The organism is Micromonospora sp. NPDC049048, assembly GCF_043197615.1.
Classification (GTDB): Bacteria; Actinomycetota; Actinomycetes; order Mycobacteriales; family Micromonosporaceae; genus Micromonospora.
The window spans coordinates 307,974-323,799 of sequence record NZ_JBICTM010000001.1 but is presented as its reverse complement, the minus strand read 5'-3'; the positions used below and the strand labels follow the sequence as shown (position 1 = coordinate 323,799).

The window sequence follows — 15,826 nt, the reverse complement described above, 5'->3', positions numbered from 1 at the left end:
GACGACGGTGCGGTACGGCCCGCTCCAGATGAGGGAACGGGCCGTAGCCATGCGAACGGCGGACCAGATGGCGGCGAGCCGGTGATCAGATGGTGAAACCGCCGTCGACGTTGATCGTCGCCCCGGTGATGTAGCGCCCGTCCGCGCTGGCGAGGAACGCGACCGCGGCGGCCACATCGGCTGGGTCCGCGTAGTGACCGAGGGCGGTGAACCCGTTGATCGTCTCGGCGTTAGGGCCGTCGGCCGGATTCAGTTCGGTGTCCGTGGCCCCGGGGTTGACCAGATTTACGGTGATCGCTCTGCCGCCGAGTTCGCGTCCGAGCGCCTTGGTCAGGCCGATCAGAGCGGTCTTGCTCATCGCGTACAGCGAGAAGCCCGGGAAGACCGCCCGCTCGGCCACGTTGCTGCCGATGTTGATGATCCGTCCACCGGCCGACATGTGGCGCACCGCAGCCTGGGAGGCGACGAACGGCGCCCGGACGTTGACCGCGACAGTCTGCTCGAACTCCTCCAGGCTCAGTTGTTCCAACGGTCCGAGCAGGAACGCGCCGGCGTTGTTCACCAGGATGTCCAACCGACCCAGCTCGCCGGCGACCCGGTCGACCGCGTCGACCACGGCCGCCGGGTCGCCGCTGTCCGCCTGCACGGCGAGAGCCCGCCGTCCGGCAGCCTTGATCCGATCCACCACGTCGTCGGCGCGTTGCTGATTCTCCTGGAACGTCAACGCCACATCGGCGCCCTCATTGGCCAGACGCAGCGCCACGGCAGCGCCGATGCCACGACCACCGCCGGTAACCAGAGCCACCTTGCCATCGATTGCGTTGTTCATGACAAGAGCCTGTCCGACAGGAGAGCAGCCGTCTGGCGGTGATCGGACGGCGCGTTTCCACACCCGTACCAGTGCCCCACTGCCCGGTGACAAGCAATGGGCGAGGTCATCCCGGCCAGGGGATACGGGTGACGGCTCCGCTCGGGCTACCAGAGGGGGCGGACTGCGCCGACCGGCAGGCCGCCGCCGAAGACCGGCGTCTCGGCGTACTCGGCCAGCACCGGGGCGTCCACCCCGAGCCGGCGCAGGGCGGAGACCAGCACCGGCATCCGGGCCCGGCCCGCGCCGTCGTCGATCTTGAGAGCGACCGCCCCGACCCCGGGCACCGCCGCGGCGATGACCCCCTCGGCGCCCACCTTGGCGAGCAGCCCGGGAACCCCACGCATGAGCCGGCTGTCGTCGGCCTGCGTGCCGCCCACCAGGTCCGGGTACGCGCGCATCGCGTCGGCCACCGTCCGCGCCACGGTGCCGGGCTCCGCCGAGACGAGCCTGAGGTACGCCCCGGCCAGCCCGGTCAGCGAGATGGCGAGCACCGGGGCACCGCAGCCGTCCACCCCGACCGCCCCGACCTGCTCGCCGGCGTACTCCTCCACCGCGTCCCGCAGCCGCTGCTGCAACGGGTGCTCCGGACGCCAGTAACCGTCGAGCGGCCAGCCGGCGGCCAGGCAGGTCAGCAGCATCCCGCTGTGCTTGCCGGAGCAGTTCATCTGCGTACGCGTGGGACCGCCGCCGGCCCGCAGCACGGCCGCCCGCGCCTCGTCGCCCACGGGCAGGTCCGGCGGACAGTGCAGGGCCGACTCGTCCAGCCCGGCGCGCGCCAGCAGCGCGCCGACCCGGGCCAGGTGGAAGTCCTCCCCGGCGTGGCTGGCCGCGACCAGCGCCACGTCGGCGGGATCGCCCAGCGTCAGCCCGGCACGGAGCATGCCGACCGCCTGCATCGGCTTGTTGGACGAGCGCGGGAAGACCGGCGAGGTCACGTCCCCGGCACCGGCGACCGTCGCGCCGGTGGCGTCGAGCACCACCACCGACCCCCGGTGCACACCCTCGACGAATCCCGACCGGACCACCTCGGCGAGCGGCGCGCCGCCCTCGTACGTCTTTCCCACGAGGTGGACGGTACCGCCACCACCGGCCACACCCGGCGGGCGGGTGACCAGGCGGTCGACGACCGGCTGTACAGCAGCGCCGACCCCGGTCGCTGCTTACCGCCCGGGCGACCGGCAGGGCGATCGGCAGGGCGCACCCACCGCCCGGCGACCGACAGAGCCGCACCGAGCGCTCGGCGACCGGCGGGCGCTGACCACCCGACGACCGACAGGGCGCCCCAGCTGCCCGGTGGCCGCCGGGGCGGTTACCGCCCGGTCGTCGGCAGGCCGAGCAGGTCGCGCGCCTCGGCCGTGGTCAGCGGCGGTCGCTGGGCGAGCTGGGCGAAGCCGACCGCCCGGGCGACGAGCTGCATGTTGGACTCGACCGGGCGACCCTTGGCGTACGTCACCGTGTCCTCCATACCGACCCGCAGGTGCCCACCGGCCGAGAGCGAGGCCAGCATGACCGGGATCGTGCTGCGGCCGATGCCGGTGGCCGAGAAGGTGGTGCCCTCGGGCAGGTCGCGCAGCGCCTGGTGGGCGGCGACCAGCGCCGAGGTGGTGCCCGACATGCCGCCCGGCACGCCCATCACGAAGTCGACGTGCACGTGCCCGCCCGCCGGCAGGCCGTACTTGCCGAGCAGCCGTTGCAGGGCGGTCAGGTGGCCGAGGTCGAAGATCTCGTACTCGGGCACGATGCCGCGCTCCTGCATGCGGGTGTGCAGGTCGACGATGAACTCCCAGCGGTTGAGGAAGACGTCGTCGCCGAAGTTGAGCGTGCCCATCGTGCAGGAGGCCATGTCGGGGCCGGCGTCGAGCACCGCGAGCCGGGCGGCCTCCGGGTCGGTCACCGCGCCCCCGGAGGAGAGCTGCACGATCAGGTCGGTGCCCGCCCGCAGCGCCGCCACGGTCTCCCGCAGCCGTCCCTGGTCCAGGGTGGGCTTCGCCTCGTCGTCGCGGATGTGGACGTGGATCACGGCGGCGCCGAGCGCCTCGCACTCCTTGGCGGTCAGCAGCAACTCGTCGAGCGTCACCGGCAGCGCCGGCACCTCGGCCTTGGCCGACTCCGCGCCGGTGGGGGCAACCGTGATCAACGTCCCTGTCGTCATGCCCGGATCCTAGACCGAGGCCAACCAGCCAGTCGACCGGAACTTTTCCGGCCCCAGCGCCCCGAAGGAGAGAATCTTTCGCCGACGGGCGGTCAGGCCGGATCGATCGCGGCGGCGGTCTCACCGACGAGCAGGCGGGCGTCGTCGGCGACGTTGCGCTTGACCACGGCCAGGGCGACCTGGCCCAGCTCGTGGTGGTGCACGGCCGTGCCGACGAAACCGACCGCCCGGCCGTCGAGGGTCACCGGCGTGCCGGCGACCGGCGGCTGGTCGGTGGTCACCCCGTCCAGATGCAGCAGTACGAGCCGACGCGGCGGCCGGCCCATGTTGTGCACCCGGGCCACGGTCTCCTGACCCCGGTAGCAGCCCTTGTCCAGGTGTACGGCCGGGGCGATCAGGTCCACCTCGGCCGGGATCGTCCGGTGGTCGGTGTCCACCCCCACCCGTGCCCGCCGGGCGGCCACCCGCACCGCCTCGTACGCCCACAGGCCGGCGACCGGCACCCCGTTGCCCCGCAGCTCGGTGACCACCTGCTCCATGGCGGCCCGGGGCACCAGCAGGTCCACGCCCAGCGGGCCCCGGCGCGCCCACCCGCCCACGGGCAGCGGACGCACGTCGTACAGCACGGTGGGCCGTGGCGGCAGCTCACCGGCACGGAACTTCGGGCCCGGCACCGCGACCACGTCGGGTGCGGCCAGCCCGGTCACGCCGAGCGTCTGCACCGCGGCGGGGGCCTCCGGCCCGACGAGGGAGAGCAGGGCGTGCTCGGCGGTGGCGTCGCGCGGCTCGACCTTGCTGAAGAACCGCATCCGCTCCAGGTACGACAGCAGGCCGGTGGTCGCGCCCGGCTCGGTGTCGAGCCAGGTGGTGACGCCGTCCTCGGCGACCATGGCGTGCTGCTCGACGTGCCCGTGCGGGGAGAGCACCAGCAGCTCGGTGCCCTGGCCTGCGGTGAGCTGCGCCAGGTGCTGGCTGGTGAGGGTGTGCAGCCAGCCGATCCGCTCCTCGCCGGGCACCGCGACGACGCCCCGGTGCGAGCGGTCGACCAGGCCGACCGCCGTGTCGAGGGTGCGCTGCTCGCGCATCGGGTCGCCGTAGTGCGCCGCCACGCCCCGCACGCCGGCCGCCGCGTGCGCCGGCTCGGGCTGGTCCCGGCTGGCCTCGTCGATGCTCTCGACGCTCACCGCGCCCGCGATGTCGATCACTTGCTGTCCCCGTTCTCGCAGCGGACGCAGACGCCGAAGAACGAGACGTGGCCGATGTCCACCCGGAACCCGCGCTGGCTCGCCAACTGGTCGGCGAGCGGGCTCAGCAGCTCCGGATCGATCTCGTCGATCGCGCCGCACTCCCGGCAGACCAGGTGGACGTGCTGGTCCTCGCCGGCCGCGTGATAGGTCGGCGAGCCGTGCGAGAGATGGGTGTGGGTGACCAGGCCGAGCCGTTCCAGCAGCTCCAGCGTGCGGTAGATGGTGGTGATGTTGACCCCTGCGGCGACCTCACGGACGGCTGTGTGCACCTGCTCCGGGGTGGCGTGCCCCAGGTCCAGCACAGCCTGGAGGATCAACTGCCGCTGCGCCGTCAGCCGAAGGCCACGGGCGCGGAGCACTTCCGCGAGGGAGGATTCGGACACCGTCCGATCATAGTTCGCTCCGCCACGCTCGCCGCCCGCGTCGACCGGTCCGCCGCTAGGCTCGGCCGTCATGGTGGCGTCGAGGATCGCCGTACCGGGGCGCGGGCTGGTGCCGCCCGGCGAGCCGGTGCTGCGCGGCGACGACCGGGGCGTACTGCACGGCGACGGGCTCTTCGAGACGATGCACCTGCGGGACGGACGGCCGTGGCTACGCGACGAGCACCTGGCCCGGCTGGCCCGGGCTGCGGCGGCCGTCGACCTGACGCTGCCCGCCGTCGAGGTGCTGGTGGGGCTGCTCGACGCCGTCCGCGCGGGCTGGCCCGCCGAGGTCGAGGGGGCGTTGCGGCTGGTCTGCACCCGGGGGCCGGAGGGCGGCGGCCCGCCGACCGTCTACGCCACGCTCGGCGAGGTGCCGGCCGCCGCCCGGGCGGCCCGACGCGACGGGATCACCGTGGCGACCCTGCCGCTGGGCGTCACGGCCCGGGCCCGCGCCGAACTCGACTGGCTGCCGACCGGAATCAAGTCCACCTCGTACGCGGTGAGCACCGCCGCCCGCCGCTGGGCCACCCGCGCCGGCGTGGACGACGCGCTCTGGGTCTCCTCAGACGGGTACGCGCTGGAGGGGCCCACGGCCAACCTGGTGTGGCTGACCGGCGACACCCTCCGTACGGTGCCCGCCGCCGGAACCGGCATCCTGCCGGGCGTGACCGCCGCCTGGCTCCTGGCGCACGCCCCCGAGCTGGGCCTACGCGCCGAGGAGCGCCTGGTCACCCCGGCGGAGCTGGGCAACGCCGACGGCGTCTGGCTCAGCTCGTCCGTCCGGGGCCTCGCGGAGATCCGCACCCTGGACGCCGTTCCGCTGCGCCGCAGCGCGTACACCGCCGCCCTCCAGGCGCTCCTGGGCTTCCCCGCCCCCGCTGTCGGCGAGGGAGGGGTCAGCCCGCCACCCGGGTGAGGCGTGCGGAGAGGTGCGGGGAGAGGGGATGCCCGACGGCCGCCATCTCCTGGGCGTAGAGCAGTGCGCCCTCGACGATGCCGAAGAGGCGGTGACCGGCGGTGACCTCCTTGGCGGTCGACGTACGGACCACCGCGTCGGTGACGAACTCGATCTGGGTGCCCTTGCGCTTGCCGATGTGCAGCTCCATGACGCCGGTGGGCACGGTCATCAGCGCCTCCAGCTCGTCGGTGACCCGGTCGCCGTCCATCACCGGCCGCCACCAGCCGACCTCGCGACCCGCCGGGCGGACCGGACGGCTCTGCTCGTCGAGCAGCCAGGCGCGCGACTCGTAGAACAGGAACGGTCGGCCGTCGTGGCTGATCCGGATCTCCTGCGCGAAGTCGAAGTCCTCGATGGTGGGGAAGCCGCCCCGACCCCGACCGCGCCACACCCCGACGTACGGCAGCAGGCCGTCCAACGTGGGGTGCAGCTTCGGGCCGACGCGCAGGTCGTGGCTCTCCTCGTACGGGTACGGGTCGACCGGCGGCGCGTTCAGCCACGGCGGCGGCTGCAGGGGGTTCTCGTCGCTCACCGGTTCACTCCGCCTCTCCGCCGGTGTCCACGACAGCTCACCGAGCCACCTTCGTTCGCGACTGCGGGGCTCGCAGACCCGGCTCACTCCTCGCGCTCACCAGCGTCCTCTCGATATGCGTACAGCCAGGTAGACCAGGCCACCGGCGAGCCCGCCCAGGCCGGCGACCAGCAGGCTGACGAACCCGATCTCGGTAACCATCGGGACCATCCTATGCTGGGCCCCATGGCCCGCACTCTCGTCGTCAAGGCCACCGCCGGGGCCGACGCCCCGGAGCGGTGCGCCCAGGCCTTCACCGTCGCCGCCACCGCAGCCGCCGCCGGAGTGCACGTGTCACTCTGGCTCACCGGGGAGTCGACCTGGTTCGCGCTGCCCGGCCGGGCGCAGGAGTTCGAGCTGCCGCACTCGGCCCCGCTGGCCGAGCTGCTGCACGTGATCCTGACCACCGGCACGGTGACCGCCTGCACGCAGTGCGCCGCCCGGCGGGACATCGGGCCGGACGACGTGCTGCCGGGCGTCCGCATCGCCGGTGCCGCGGCCTTCGTCGAGGAGGCGATGGCCGAAGGGGCCCAGGCCCTGGTCTACTGACCGGCTGACCCCAGCCGGGCGCTGACCCGTCGCGCGGGCGCAGGCCCTCGGCCGGTGCAGGCCGCCGGGCGGGCTCAGGCCCTCGGGCAGGCGCAGACCGCCGGGCGGGCGTTCACCGTCGGGTCAGGCGGGACAGCCGGTGTTGACCGAGACGACGACCCGGTCGCCGGAGAGATCGGCCAGGACCATGGCGGTGCCGTGCCGGTAGGCGTACGCCTGGGCGGTGTTCAGCAGCGGGACGCGGGCGACGGCGCCGAGCGCGTCGGCCGGGGACGGTGGGGTTTCGACGGCGCCGGCGCGGGCGGTGCGGGCGGTGCCACCACCGGGGCAGGGCGCGACGACCAGCTCGGGCGCCGAGCCGGGCGGGCCGCCGAGCGCCCGCAGCGCCGCGGCCAGGGCCTCGCTCTCCGCGCCGTCGGCGCCGACCGCCGGTGCCGCGTAGCCGTCGCCCACCGGCCGGCAGCCCGTGTCGGCGGTCAGCCGGACGAGACCGTCCGCCTCGACCGCGCCGGAGACGGTCACGAACTCGCCCGCGTCGGCGCGCAGCCGGGGGCCGTCCTCCGACGTGATCCGGACGCCGGCCCGCCAGCTCCCGGGGAGTCGGTCGGCGACCCGCTCCAGCAGCGACCGCTCCAGGCCCACGGGGACGAACACGTCCACCCCGCGGGTCAGGATGGCGCCGTCGGCGAACGGGGTGACCCGGCAGCCCCGCTCGATCTCGGGCGGGGTCAGCACGGCCGTGTCGCCGGCCGCCGCGACCAGCTCGCCGACCGCGCGGTCGACGACCGGGCCGGCCTCGGTCAGGCTGCGCTGCTCCCGGACGGTCGGCGGGTCGTTCCGCACCGACGTCCAGGTCAGCGCCGCCAGCAGCACCGCCCAGGCCACGGTGGCCACGAGCAGCCAGGGCAACCGCCGTCGAGGGGCCGCCGGCCGGTCCGGACCGGTAGGCGGGGCCTGCCCCGCCGCTTCCACGCCGTTCACGGGGCCATCGTGTCACGGCGTCCGGAGACGGTCGTGGCCCGCCACCTGGGAAGGCGACGGGCCACGGGACGACCGGCGGGGCGGGGGTCAGGAGGCGACCGAGACGGCGACCTCGTTGATGCCGCGGACGGCGGTGACGGCGGCGTCACCGTTGCCGTGCCGGGAGAGCGCCCGCAGGGTCCAGGAACCCGGCGCGGCGAAGAACCGGAACTGGCCGGCCGGCGAGGTCACCACCTCGGCGGTGAACTCGCCGGTCGAGTCGAGCAACCGGACGTACGCGCCCGGCACGGCCTCGCCCGCGTCGGAGCGGACGACCCCGGTGATCACGGTCTCCTTCTCCAGGTCCAGGCTCGCGGGCAGCGGGGCGGCCTGGTCGGGAGCGGCGCAGCCGGCGGCGGTGGGTGCGGTCATGGCTCAGGCCTCCCCGGGCTCGTCGCCAAGCGCAACCGGCACGCCGACCAGCGAGCCGTACTCGGTCCAGGATCCGTCGTAGTTCTTCACGTTGCGGTGGCCGAGCAGCTCCTGGAGCACGAACCAGGAGTGCGAGGAGCGCTCGCCGATCCGGCAGTACGCGATGGTCTCGCGGCTGTCGTCCAGCCCGGCGTCGGCGTAGATCTTGCGCAGCTCGTCGTCGGACTTGAAGGTGCCGTCCTCGTTGGCCGCCTTGGACCACGGCACGCTGATCGCCGTGGGGATGTGCCCGGCCCGCTGCGCCTGCTCCTGGGGCAGGTGGGCGGGGGCGAGCAGCCGGCCGGCGAACTCGTCGGGGCTGCGCACGTCGACCAGGTTCTTCGTGCCGATGGCGGCCACCACCTCGTCGCGGAAGGCCCGGATCGAGTTGTCCGGCTCCTGCGCCACGTACTGCGTCCTGGGGCGGGTCACCGCGTCGCGGACCAGCGGGCGCGCGTCGAGCTCCCACTTCTTGCGACCGCCGTCGAGCAGCTTGACGTCGCCGTGGCCGTAGAGCTTGAAGTACCAGTACGCGTACGCGGCGAACCAGTTGTTGTTGCCGCCGTAGAGGATGACGGTGTCGTCGTTGCTGACGCCCCGCTCGGAGAGCAGCGCCTCGAACTGGCTCTTGTTGACGAAGTCCCGGCGCACCTGGTCCTGGAGGTCGGTCTTCCAGTCCAGCTTGATGGCGCCGGCGATGTGACCGGTGTCGTAGGCCGAGGTGTCCTCGTCGACCTCGACGAAGACGACGCCCGGGGCGTCGAGGTTCTTCTCGGCCCACTCGGCCGAGACGAGTGCGGTGTCGCGACTCATCAGATCACTCCCTGGTGATGAGGAATGGTGAACCAGCACGGGGGCATCGAAGTCAGGAAATCGCACCACGCGCGGGATCCACCGTATGGACGGATCACGGGTTCGTGCGACGGCGCCGCTGCCGGGCGTTGGAAGAGAGCACGGGAGAAGAAAGGCTCCTGCGTGCCGATGGCCGCTAGGCGGCCGAGGACAGCCCCGCCGTCAGATGACGGGGCGACACAGGCAGGTGGCCACGCGGCACAGGTCGACCGCGCGCCGTTTGGTGAGGAGCGTCCCCATGAGCAGGGAGCCTATCAGCCAGCTACGAAGACGCCACAGAGCTGACCAGCATCCGGGATGCCGGCCGGCGGGCGGGCTGCCGACGGGCGGGACGGCGGCCGACGGGATGGCTGGCGGTCGGCGGGACGGCTGGCGGGAGGGCGGCCGACGAGCCGTCCGGCGGGACGGCGGACGTCGCCCCGGTCAGCTGGTGGCCGAGTTGATCGGCACGTTCTTGGCGTCCGCGGTCACGGCCAGCCCTTCGGGCAACGGCCGGACCTCCCGGACGGCGAGCTGGAACGGCAGCTCGGGCAGGGGCACGTCGATGGAGATGCTGCGCGCGTAGTTGTTCAACAGCGTCCGGGCCAGCGGCTGGTTCGGCAGGCCCTCGGCGTTCAGGTCGTTGAACCGCAGCGCCACCTGCCCCTCCTTGCCGACCGCGATGTCGGCGGTGCCGGTCACGGTGAGCCGCTGACCGAGGATGTCGACCGGGGCGGTGACGGCCAGCCGGCCGTTCTGCTCGCCGAGGGTCAGTCCCGGCCGGTCGAGCAGCTTGGCGAGGCTGTCGTAGCTGATGGTGCCCGTCCCGTCGACCGTCTCGGCGACCACGTCGCCCTGGCCGGAACGGATGGTGTCGAGCGAGGCGCGCACGTTGCGGGCGTCCACGTCGAGCTTCGGCAGCGCGACCGCGTCACCCCGTACCGAGCCCTGCACGTCGCGCAGCACGATGGAGATGCGCTCGTAGCGGCCGTCGAGCACCTGGGTGAGGAACGGGACGCCGCCGACCTCCACCTCCGGCGGCGAGGACTGCGCACCCTGCTTGGCGATCTCCTGGCTGACCTGGTCGGCGATGGCCCGCTCGGCCACCCCGACGGCGATCCGGTCGGCCGCGACGACCAGGCCGCCCAGGACCAGCAGCAGCACGACGAGTGTGACGAGCACCTTGCGCCCGCGTCGCCGGGGCCGCTCCTCGTACGTCTCGTCGTGCGCCACGCCGCCTCCTGTCGTCAGTGCCGGGATGCCGCGAAGCGGCCCACCGGTGGTACCCGGACGGGGAAGAGCTCAACCACCGCCTCAGAGAACGAGCTTGCACATCGCGTACGCGGCGGGCGCGGCCAGGGCGAAGCCACCGAGCGGCCCCTGCATGTGCCGGGCCACCCACATGGTCGGCGGCTCCCCCGCCATCAGCCGGCCCGCCTCGGCGTAGCCGACGGCGAGATCGGCCAGCACGGCGGCGACCGCCGCGACCAGCCCGATGATCGCGGCCCGGGTCGGGGTGAAGGGCGTCACGAGGTAGCTGCCGAGGAGGGCGCTGACCAGCGTGCCGACCATCGCGCCGGCCACCACGCCGGCCGCGCCCCGGGGCACCTGGGGGGCCAGCCGGGGCCACGGGGCCACCGCGTCGGTCAACCGGGCGACGGTGAGCGCGACCGCGCTCGCGGTGAGGCACACCGTGATGGCCTGGGTGCCCGCCGGGATCCGGCTGAGCACGATCAGCGTGGCGAAGGAAACGACACCGACCACGATCAGCAGGGTGCTGCCGAGGGAGTCGGTCACCCGCACCCGGTCGACGCGCCGGACGAGCTGCCCGAGCACCCCGAGGGCGAAGCCGCCCGCCGCGACGTAGCCCAGCGGCGCCAGGCCGGCCACGTCCGTCTGCACGGCCGCGAAGTCGGCCGCCACCGCGGCGCCGACGCTGACGGCGGCGACCAGCAGCAGCGCGGGCGGGCGGATGGCCATCGTCCAGGCCAGCACGAAGAGCAGCTGCACGCCGAAGATGACGAACGCGAAGGGCAGCCGGTGCCCCGGGCCGGAGGTCTGCGCCCCGAGCACGAGACCGACCCCGAGCAGGGCGGCGAACCCGGCGACCGTCAGCGCGAGCGGCCGGCGTACCTCGACCGGCTCGATCGGTTCCTCGTCCGGATCGACGTCCGGATCGTCGTCGGGCCGGCGGGCCGGGTCGCCGGACCGCCGGGCACGGCGCGGTCCGCTGCGCTCCCTGCGCTCGTCGTCGTCGGGGGCCGGCCCGGTGCGCGGCGCCGGCGGCTGGCCACGGGAGGGGCCGGACGGCCCCGGGCGGGGCCCGTCAGGCCACTGGTCGCGGCCGGTCTCGGGCGAGCTGGAGGGAAACACGCCCCGATCGTGCCAGACCCGCCGGCCCTCGCGCGTGCCACGGTTTCGGCAACGTTAAAACCTGGGGCACGATCATGGGCAAGCCGGGCAAACGCGAAAGTACGCGAAGGTCCGACCGGGGCGATCCGTTACGCTCAACCCGTTACCCGCCCCGTCAGCGACGCCGGGACCCACGCAAGTTCATCAGCGCCACGCCCGCTGCGGAGTGCGCTGGTCGCGCGCGGCCGACGGCCGCCGGGACGGAGGTGATCGTGGAGATCCTGCTGCTGGTGACCGCGCGCGCAGGCGAACCATCCGCAGTGCTGCCGGCGCTCGACCTGCTGCCGCACTCGGTCCGTACCGCGCCGCGCGACGTGCGCACCCTGGTCGCCGGCCCCAGCCCGGACGCGGTGCTGGTCGACGCCCGCTCCGAGCTGAGCGAGGCCCGGGCGACCTGCCGGATGCTGCACGCCACCGGGCTCGGGGTGCCGCTGCTCGCGGTGGTCACCGAGGCCGGCCTGATCGCGCTCAACGCCGACTGGGGCGTCGACGACGTCATCCTCGCCGCCGCCGGCCCGGCCGAGGTGGAGGCCCGGCTGCGGCTCGCCGTCGGGCGGTTGAGCGACGCCGTCTCCGGTGCCGGCGGCTCGATCCGCGCCGGCGAGTTGACCATCGACCCGGACACGTACGCCGCGAAGCTCAAGGGCCGCCCGCTCGACCTGACCTACAAGGAGTTCGAGCTGCTGAAGTTCCTGGCCCAGCACCCGGGCCGGGTGTTCACCCGCGATCAGCTCCTGCGCGAGGTGTGGGGCTACGACTACTTCGGCGGCACCCGCACGGTCGACGTGCACGTCCGACGACTGCGGGCCAAGCTCGGCTCCGAGTACGAGTCGATGATCGGCACGGTGCGGCAGGTGGGCTACAAGTTCGTCGTACCGCCCTCCCGTTCCCTGCCGGAGAGCGAGCACGCACCCCTGCCGGTCTGACGCCCGCATTCCTCGCAGACCATTTCGCATATGCCCCTTTTGCCCGGCCAGTCGGTTCTATTCTGACTGCCGGGTTTGCGACACAAAAGGGGGCACTGGGGTGCGCATCGACCACGGGGGCGGCGGCGGATCGGCACGAACGGGCCCACTGATCCGAGATCCCTCTACCGCGCGCACCATCGGCATCGTCGCGGTGGTGGTCGCCGCGCTGCTCGGCTCCGCGTACGCCCTCGGGCGCAGCCTGGTCCCCGACCCGCAGGCGTCCCGGTCCAGCGTGACCACCAGTGCCACCAGCCCGCACTACGCCGACCAGCCACGGGCGGACGACACTCCCCGACCCACGCCGGAGGGCAGCCCGAGCAGCGGCCCGGCGGAGGCCGGACAGGACGGTGGCCCCGACGGCACACCGTCGCCGGCCCCGACCGACGGGCCGTTCGGCGCGCAGACCACGAGCGGCACCTCGCTGGTCGCGCTGACCTTCGATGACGGGCCGGACCCGCAGTACACCCCGCAGGTGCTCGCCTTGCTGCGCGAGCACCAGGTGCGGGCGACCTTCTGCGTGGTCGGCGAGAACGCGCAGCGCCACCCGGACCTCGTCCGGGCCATCGCGGCCGACGGGCACACCCTGTGCAACCACAGCTGGAACCACGACGTCACGCTCGGCCAGCGGTCGCCCACCGCCATCCGGGCGGACCTGCTGCGCACCAGCGAGGCGATCCGGGCGGCGGCGCCCGACGCGCCGATCGCGTACTACCGCCAGCCCGGCGGGGCCTGGACGGGTCAGGTGGTGTCGGTGGCCCAGGAACTCGGCATGACGCCGCTGCACTGGACGGTGGACCCGGCGGACTGGGAGGTGCCGGGAGCCGGCCGGATCGCGGCGACCGTCATCGCGGGCGTGGTGCCCGGCTCGGTCGTGCTGCTGCACGACGCCGGCGGCGACCGGCAGGGCACCGTGGACGCGCTGCACCGCATCCTGCCGGCCCTGACCAGCCGGTTCGAGGTCAAGGCGCTGCCCGACGGGTCGACGTGAGCCGTCACCGCGCTCGTTGACGCCGGTCAGGGCGGCGCCGGGCACCGAGCCGAGCGCGACGACGCCGGGCGGCGACCCGACTACGGTGACGTCATGAGCAACCCCGAAGCGAGCAACGGCCGGGTCGACCGGGCCGACCGCCTCAGCCCCACGGAGATCGCCGACGTGACGACCCTCGCCCGGGCCGCCGGCGACGCGGACGGGGCGGACCCGTTCGACGAGCACGTCCTGCTCCGGCTCCGCGACCCGGACGCGCCCGCGGTGCACCTGACCGCCCGGGCGGACGACGGCACGCTGACCGGGTACGCGCACCTGGACACCACCGACGCGGCCAGCGGGATCGGGGTGGAGCTGGTGGTGCACCCGGCGTACCGGCGGCGCGGGACGGGACGGGCGCTGGCCCGGGGTGTCCTGGCGGCGGCCGACGGCCCGCTGCGGGTCTGGGCGCACGGCGATCACCCCTCGGCCGCCGCGCTCGCCGTCGACCTGGGTCTGCGCCGGGCCCGGGCGCTCTGGCAGCTGCGCCGGCCGCTGACCGCCCCGATCCCCGACCAGCCGCTGCCGGACGGGGTGACGCTGCGCCCGTTCCGGCCCGGCGACGACGACGAGGAGTGGCTGGCGCTCAACGCGCGGGCCTTCGCCACGCACCCCGAGCAGGGTCGCTGGTCCCTGGCCGACCTGCGGGTACGCCTCGCCGAGCCGTGGTTCGACCCGGAGGGCTTCCTGCTCGCCGTCGACGGGTCCACCGGCCGGCTGCTCGGCTTCCACTGGACGAAGGTCCACGAACGACCCGGCTCGGCCCGGATCGGCGAGGTCTACGTCCTCGGCGTGGACCCCTCGGCCCACCGGGGCGGGCTGGGTCGGGCGCTGACCGCCGCCGGCCTGGCGTACCTGCGGGACCGGCGGGACCTGGACCGGGTCATGCTCTACGTCGACGAGTCGAACACCGCCGCGGTGGCGCTCTACGAGCGGCTCGGCTTCGCCCGCTGGTCGGCGCACGTCAACTACCAGTCGGCCTGACGGCGGCCCGGGTCGCGGCCTCCGGCAAGGGACGTCGCGGCCCGGGAACGCCCCTACCTCCGGGTGGGGCACCCGGGTTCACTTAACGGACAACTCACCCTCAGCGAGCGGTCATCTGCACTGCCGCACCTGTTCACCCCACGTTCACTTCCGACCGGCGAACCGGCTACCTGGCGCTCCTAGCTTTTGGATCAGCCGGTCAGCGCCGGCACCCCGGGCCCCCAATCCGGGTTGCGAAGTCAGACGTGAAGGGAAACCCCTCAGGTGAAGCTCCAGCGGCACGGCACCCTCGCCTGCCTCGCTCTTACCGCGACGCTCGCTCTCAGCGCATGCGGCTCGGACAACAACGAGCCCGCGAGCAGCGCCGCCACCTCCGGGTCGGCCACCGCCGACTGCGCCACCGGAACGCTGAACGCCCAGGGCTCGTCGGCGCAGAAGAACGCGATGGACGAATGGATCAAGGCGTACCAGCAGAAGTGCTCCGGCGCCAAGATCAACTATGAGCCGTCCGGCTCGGGCGCCGGCATCCAGGCCTTCATCGCCGGCACCGCCGACTTCGCCGGCTCGGACTCCGCCCTCAAGGAGGAGGAGCAGCCGCAGGCCGACGCCAAGTGCGTCGGTGGCACGGCGATCAACCTGCCGATGGTGATCGGCCCGGTCGCCATCGCGTACAACGTCTCCGGCGTGGACAACCTCCAGCTCAAGCCGGCCACCCTGGCGAAGATCTTCGCCGGCAAGGTGACCAGGTGGGACGACCCGGCGATCAAGGCCGACAACCCCGACGCCAAGCTGCCGTCGACCGCCATCAACGCGGTGCACCGCTCGGACTCCTCCGGCACCACCGACAACTTCACCGACTTCCTCACCAAGACCGCCGCGGCCGACTGGACCTTCGGCAAGGCCAAGGAGTGGAAGGCCCCGGGCGGCACCGGCGCGGCGAAGTCCGACGGCATGGCCAGCGCCATCAAGAACCAGGACGGCACCATCGGCTACGTCGAGTGGTCGTACGCGGAGAACGGCGGCCTGAAGACCGCCAAGGTCGGCAACGGCGCGGGCGAGTTCGCCGAGCTGACCGCCGAGTCGGCCGGCAAGACCATCGCCGGCGCCGAGGTGGTCGGCCAGGGCGACGACCTCAAGATGAAGATCGACTACAACACCAAGGAGGCCGGGGCCTACCCGATCGTCCTGGTGACCTACGAGATCGTCTGCGCCAAGGGCCTCGCCGCCGACAAGCTCCCGCTGCTCAAGGGCTTCCTCGGCCACGCCGCGAGCACCGAGGGTCAGGCCGACCTGACCGAGCTGGGCTACGCCCCGTTGCCCGAGACGGTCCGCGCCAAGGTCGAGGCCGCGGTCAGGAACCTCGCCTGAGCCGACCGCACCGACACCGCCACCACCTCGACCTCGAA

General features: G+C 73.6%; 19 protein-coding genes. 6 read left to right on the top strand and 13 right to left on the bottom strand.

Annotated features, from left to right (window positions below; all coding sequences use genetic code 11):
• Nucleotides 1-85: 85 nt before the first annotated feature.
• From ACGFIG_RS01530 to ACGFIG_RS01510, 5 genes are all read right to left on the bottom strand, one after another.
• Nucleotides 86-829, bottom strand: coding sequence for an SDR family NAD(P)-dependent oxidoreductase (locus ACGFIG_RS01530; protein WP_392998118.1), 744 nt, complete (start codon nucleotides 827-829; stop codon nucleotides 86-88).
• A gap of 146 nt (nucleotides 830-975) precedes the next feature.
• Nucleotides 976-1,935 carry an asparaginase gene (locus ACGFIG_RS01525; RefSeq protein WP_392998117.1) on the bottom strand — a complete coding sequence of 320 codons (960 nt, stop codon included), beginning with the start codon at nucleotides 1,933-1,935 and terminating at the stop codon, nucleotides 976-978.
• Between the two features lie 245 nt (nucleotides 1,936-2,180).
• Nucleotides 2,181-3,023 (bottom strand): 3-keto-5-aminohexanoate cleavage protein, encoded by an 843-nt coding sequence (locus tag ACGFIG_RS01520; RefSeq protein ID WP_392998116.1) that lies wholly within the window; start codon nucleotides 3,021-3,023, stop codon nucleotides 2,181-2,183.
• Between the two features lie 92 nt (nucleotides 3,024-3,115).
• Nucleotides 3,116-4,228, bottom strand: coding sequence for a YgfZ/GcvT domain-containing protein (locus ACGFIG_RS01515; RefSeq protein ID WP_392998115.1), 1,113 nt, complete (start codon nucleotides 4,226-4,228; stop codon nucleotides 3,116-3,118).
• A complete protein-coding gene (locus tag ACGFIG_RS01510) occupies nucleotides 4,225-4,653 on the bottom strand; it encodes a Fur family transcriptional regulator (protein WP_392998114.1) in 429 nt (142 codons plus the stop codon). Before ACGFIG_RS01510 ends, ACGFIG_RS01515 begins: the two co-directional genes overlap by 4 nt.
• Before the next feature lie 70 nt (nucleotides 4,654-4,723).
• Between ACGFIG_RS01510 and ACGFIG_RS01505 the strand changes: the two genes are divergently transcribed.
• On the top strand, nucleotides 4,724-5,608 hold the full coding sequence (locus ACGFIG_RS01505; RefSeq protein WP_392998113.1) for an aminotransferase class IV: 885 nt from the start codon (nucleotides 4,724-4,726) through the stop codon (nucleotides 5,606-5,608).
• Here ACGFIG_RS01505 and ACGFIG_RS01500 read toward each other — a convergent pair.
• Nucleotides 5,589-6,182: an FABP family protein gene (locus ACGFIG_RS01500; RefSeq protein WP_392998112.1), complete on the bottom strand. Its 594-nt coding sequence runs from the start codon at nucleotides 6,180-6,182 to the stop codon at nucleotides 5,589-5,591. The genes ACGFIG_RS01505 and ACGFIG_RS01500 overlap by 20 nt on opposite strands.
• Nucleotides 6,183-6,278: 96 nt before the next feature.
• Nucleotides 6,279-6,383 (bottom strand): small membrane protein MtfM, encoded by a 105-nt coding sequence (gene mtfM / locus ACGFIG_RS01495; protein WP_030327764.1) that lies wholly within the window; start codon nucleotides 6,381-6,383, stop codon nucleotides 6,279-6,281.
• A 12-nt stretch (nucleotides 6,384-6,395) separates the two neighbouring features.
• Between mtfM and ACGFIG_RS01490 the strand changes: the two genes are divergently transcribed.
• Nucleotides 6,396-6,770, top strand: coding sequence for a DsrE family protein (locus ACGFIG_RS01490; RefSeq protein ID WP_392998111.1), 375 nt, complete (start codon nucleotides 6,396-6,398; stop codon nucleotides 6,768-6,770).
• Between the two features lie 123 nt (nucleotides 6,771-6,893).
• On the opposite strand, the gene ACGFIG_RS01485 is transcribed toward ACGFIG_RS01490, so the two are convergent.
• From ACGFIG_RS01485 to ACGFIG_RS01460, 6 genes are all read right to left on the bottom strand, one after another.
• Nucleotides 6,894-7,751, bottom strand: a complete 858-nt coding sequence (locus ACGFIG_RS01485) for a hypothetical protein (RefSeq protein WP_392998110.1) — start codon at nucleotides 7,749-7,751, stop codon at nucleotides 6,894-6,896.
• 87 nt (nucleotides 7,752-7,838) lie between these two features.
• Complete coding sequence (locus ACGFIG_RS01480; protein ID WP_392998109.1) at nucleotides 7,839-8,162, bottom strand: DUF1416 domain-containing protein; 324 nt, start codon at nucleotides 8,160-8,162, stop codon at nucleotides 7,839-7,841.
• Between the two features lie 3 nt (nucleotides 8,163-8,165).
• Complete coding sequence (locus ACGFIG_RS01475; RefSeq protein ID WP_392998108.1) at nucleotides 8,166-9,014, bottom strand: sulfurtransferase; 849 nt, start codon at nucleotides 9,012-9,014, stop codon at nucleotides 8,166-8,168.
• Between the two features lie 201 nt (nucleotides 9,015-9,215).
• Entirely contained in the window at nucleotides 9,216-9,293 is a 78-nt protein-coding gene (locus ACGFIG_RS01470) for an Ms5788A family Cys-rich leader peptide (protein ID WP_311202345.1), read from the bottom strand.
• Nucleotides 9,294-9,476: 183 nt separating this feature from the next.
• Nucleotides 9,477-10,265: a DUF2993 domain-containing protein gene (locus ACGFIG_RS01465; protein WP_392998107.1), complete on the bottom strand. Its 789-nt coding sequence runs from the start codon at nucleotides 10,263-10,265 to the stop codon at nucleotides 9,477-9,479.
• Nucleotides 10,266-10,346: 81 nt separating this feature from the next.
• Nucleotides 10,347-11,405, bottom strand: a complete 1,059-nt coding sequence (locus ACGFIG_RS01460; RefSeq protein ID WP_392998106.1) for a hypothetical protein — start codon at nucleotides 11,403-11,405, stop codon at nucleotides 10,347-10,349.
• A gap of 245 nt (nucleotides 11,406-11,650) precedes the next feature.
• Here ACGFIG_RS01460 and ACGFIG_RS01455 point away from each other — a divergent pair, with 245 nt between their 5' ends.
• The 4 genes from ACGFIG_RS01455 (at nucleotide 11,651) to pstS (ending at nucleotide 15,788) form a co-directional block, all read left to right on the top strand.
• A complete protein-coding gene (locus ACGFIG_RS01455) occupies nucleotides 11,651-12,370 on the top strand; it encodes a winged-helix domain-containing protein (protein ID WP_392998105.1) in 720 nt (239 codons plus the stop codon).
• Nucleotides 12,371-12,518: 148 nt separating this feature from the next.
• Nucleotides 12,519-13,400 (top strand): polysaccharide deacetylase family protein, encoded by an 882-nt coding sequence (locus tag ACGFIG_RS01450; protein ID WP_392999378.1) that lies wholly within the window; start codon nucleotides 12,519-12,521, stop codon nucleotides 13,398-13,400.
• Nucleotides 13,401-13,493: 93 nt separating this feature from the next.
• Entirely contained in the window at nucleotides 13,494-14,420 is a 927-nt protein-coding gene (gene mshD, locus ACGFIG_RS01445) for a mycothiol synthase (protein ID WP_392998104.1), read from the top strand.
• A gap of 264 nt (nucleotides 14,421-14,684) precedes the next feature.
• Nucleotides 14,685-15,788 carry a phosphate ABC transporter substrate-binding protein PstS gene (gene pstS / locus ACGFIG_RS01440; RefSeq protein ID WP_392998103.1) on the top strand — a complete coding sequence of 368 codons (1,104 nt, stop codon included), beginning with the start codon at nucleotides 14,685-14,687 and terminating at the stop codon, nucleotides 15,786-15,788.
• The last annotated feature ends 38 nt before the right edge of the window (nucleotides 15,789-15,826 follow it).

Excerpts from the sequence above, each read along its gene's own strand:
- ACGFIG_RS01530 (WP_392998118.1), bottom strand. The coding sequence starts at position 829 with ATGAACAACGCAATCGATGGCAAGGTGGCTCTGGTTACCGGCGGTGGT.
- ACGFIG_RS01520 (WP_392998116.1), bottom strand. The coding sequence starts at position 3,023 with ATGACGACAGGGACGTTGATCACGGTTGCCCCCACCGGCGCGGAGTCG.
- ACGFIG_RS01505 (WP_392998113.1), top strand. The coding sequence starts at position 4,724 with ATGGTGGCGTCGAGGATCGCCGTACCGGGGCGCGGGCTGGTGCCGCCC.
- mtfM (WP_030327764.1), bottom strand. The coding sequence starts at position 6,383 with ATGGTTACCGAGATCGGGTTCGTCAGCCTGCTGGTCGCCGGCCTGGGC.
- ACGFIG_RS01490 (WP_392998111.1), top strand. The coding sequence starts at position 6,396 with ATGCTGGGCCCCATGGCCCGCACTCTCGTCGTCAAGGCCACCGCCGGG.
- ACGFIG_RS01480 (WP_392998109.1), bottom strand. The coding sequence starts at position 8,162 with ATGACCGCACCCACCGCCGCCGGCTGCGCCGCTCCCGACCAGGCCGCC.
- ACGFIG_RS01475 (WP_392998108.1), bottom strand. The coding sequence starts at position 9,014 with ATGAGTCGCGACACCGCACTCGTCTCGGCCGAGTGGGCCGAGAAGAAC.
- ACGFIG_RS01470 (WP_311202345.1), bottom strand. The coding sequence starts at position 9,293 with ATGGGGACGCTCCTCACCAAACGGCGCGCGGTCGACCTGTGCCGCGTG.
- mshD (WP_392998104.1), top strand. The coding sequence starts at position 13,494 with ATGAGCAACCCCGAAGCGAGCAACGGCCGGGTCGACCGGGCCGACCGC.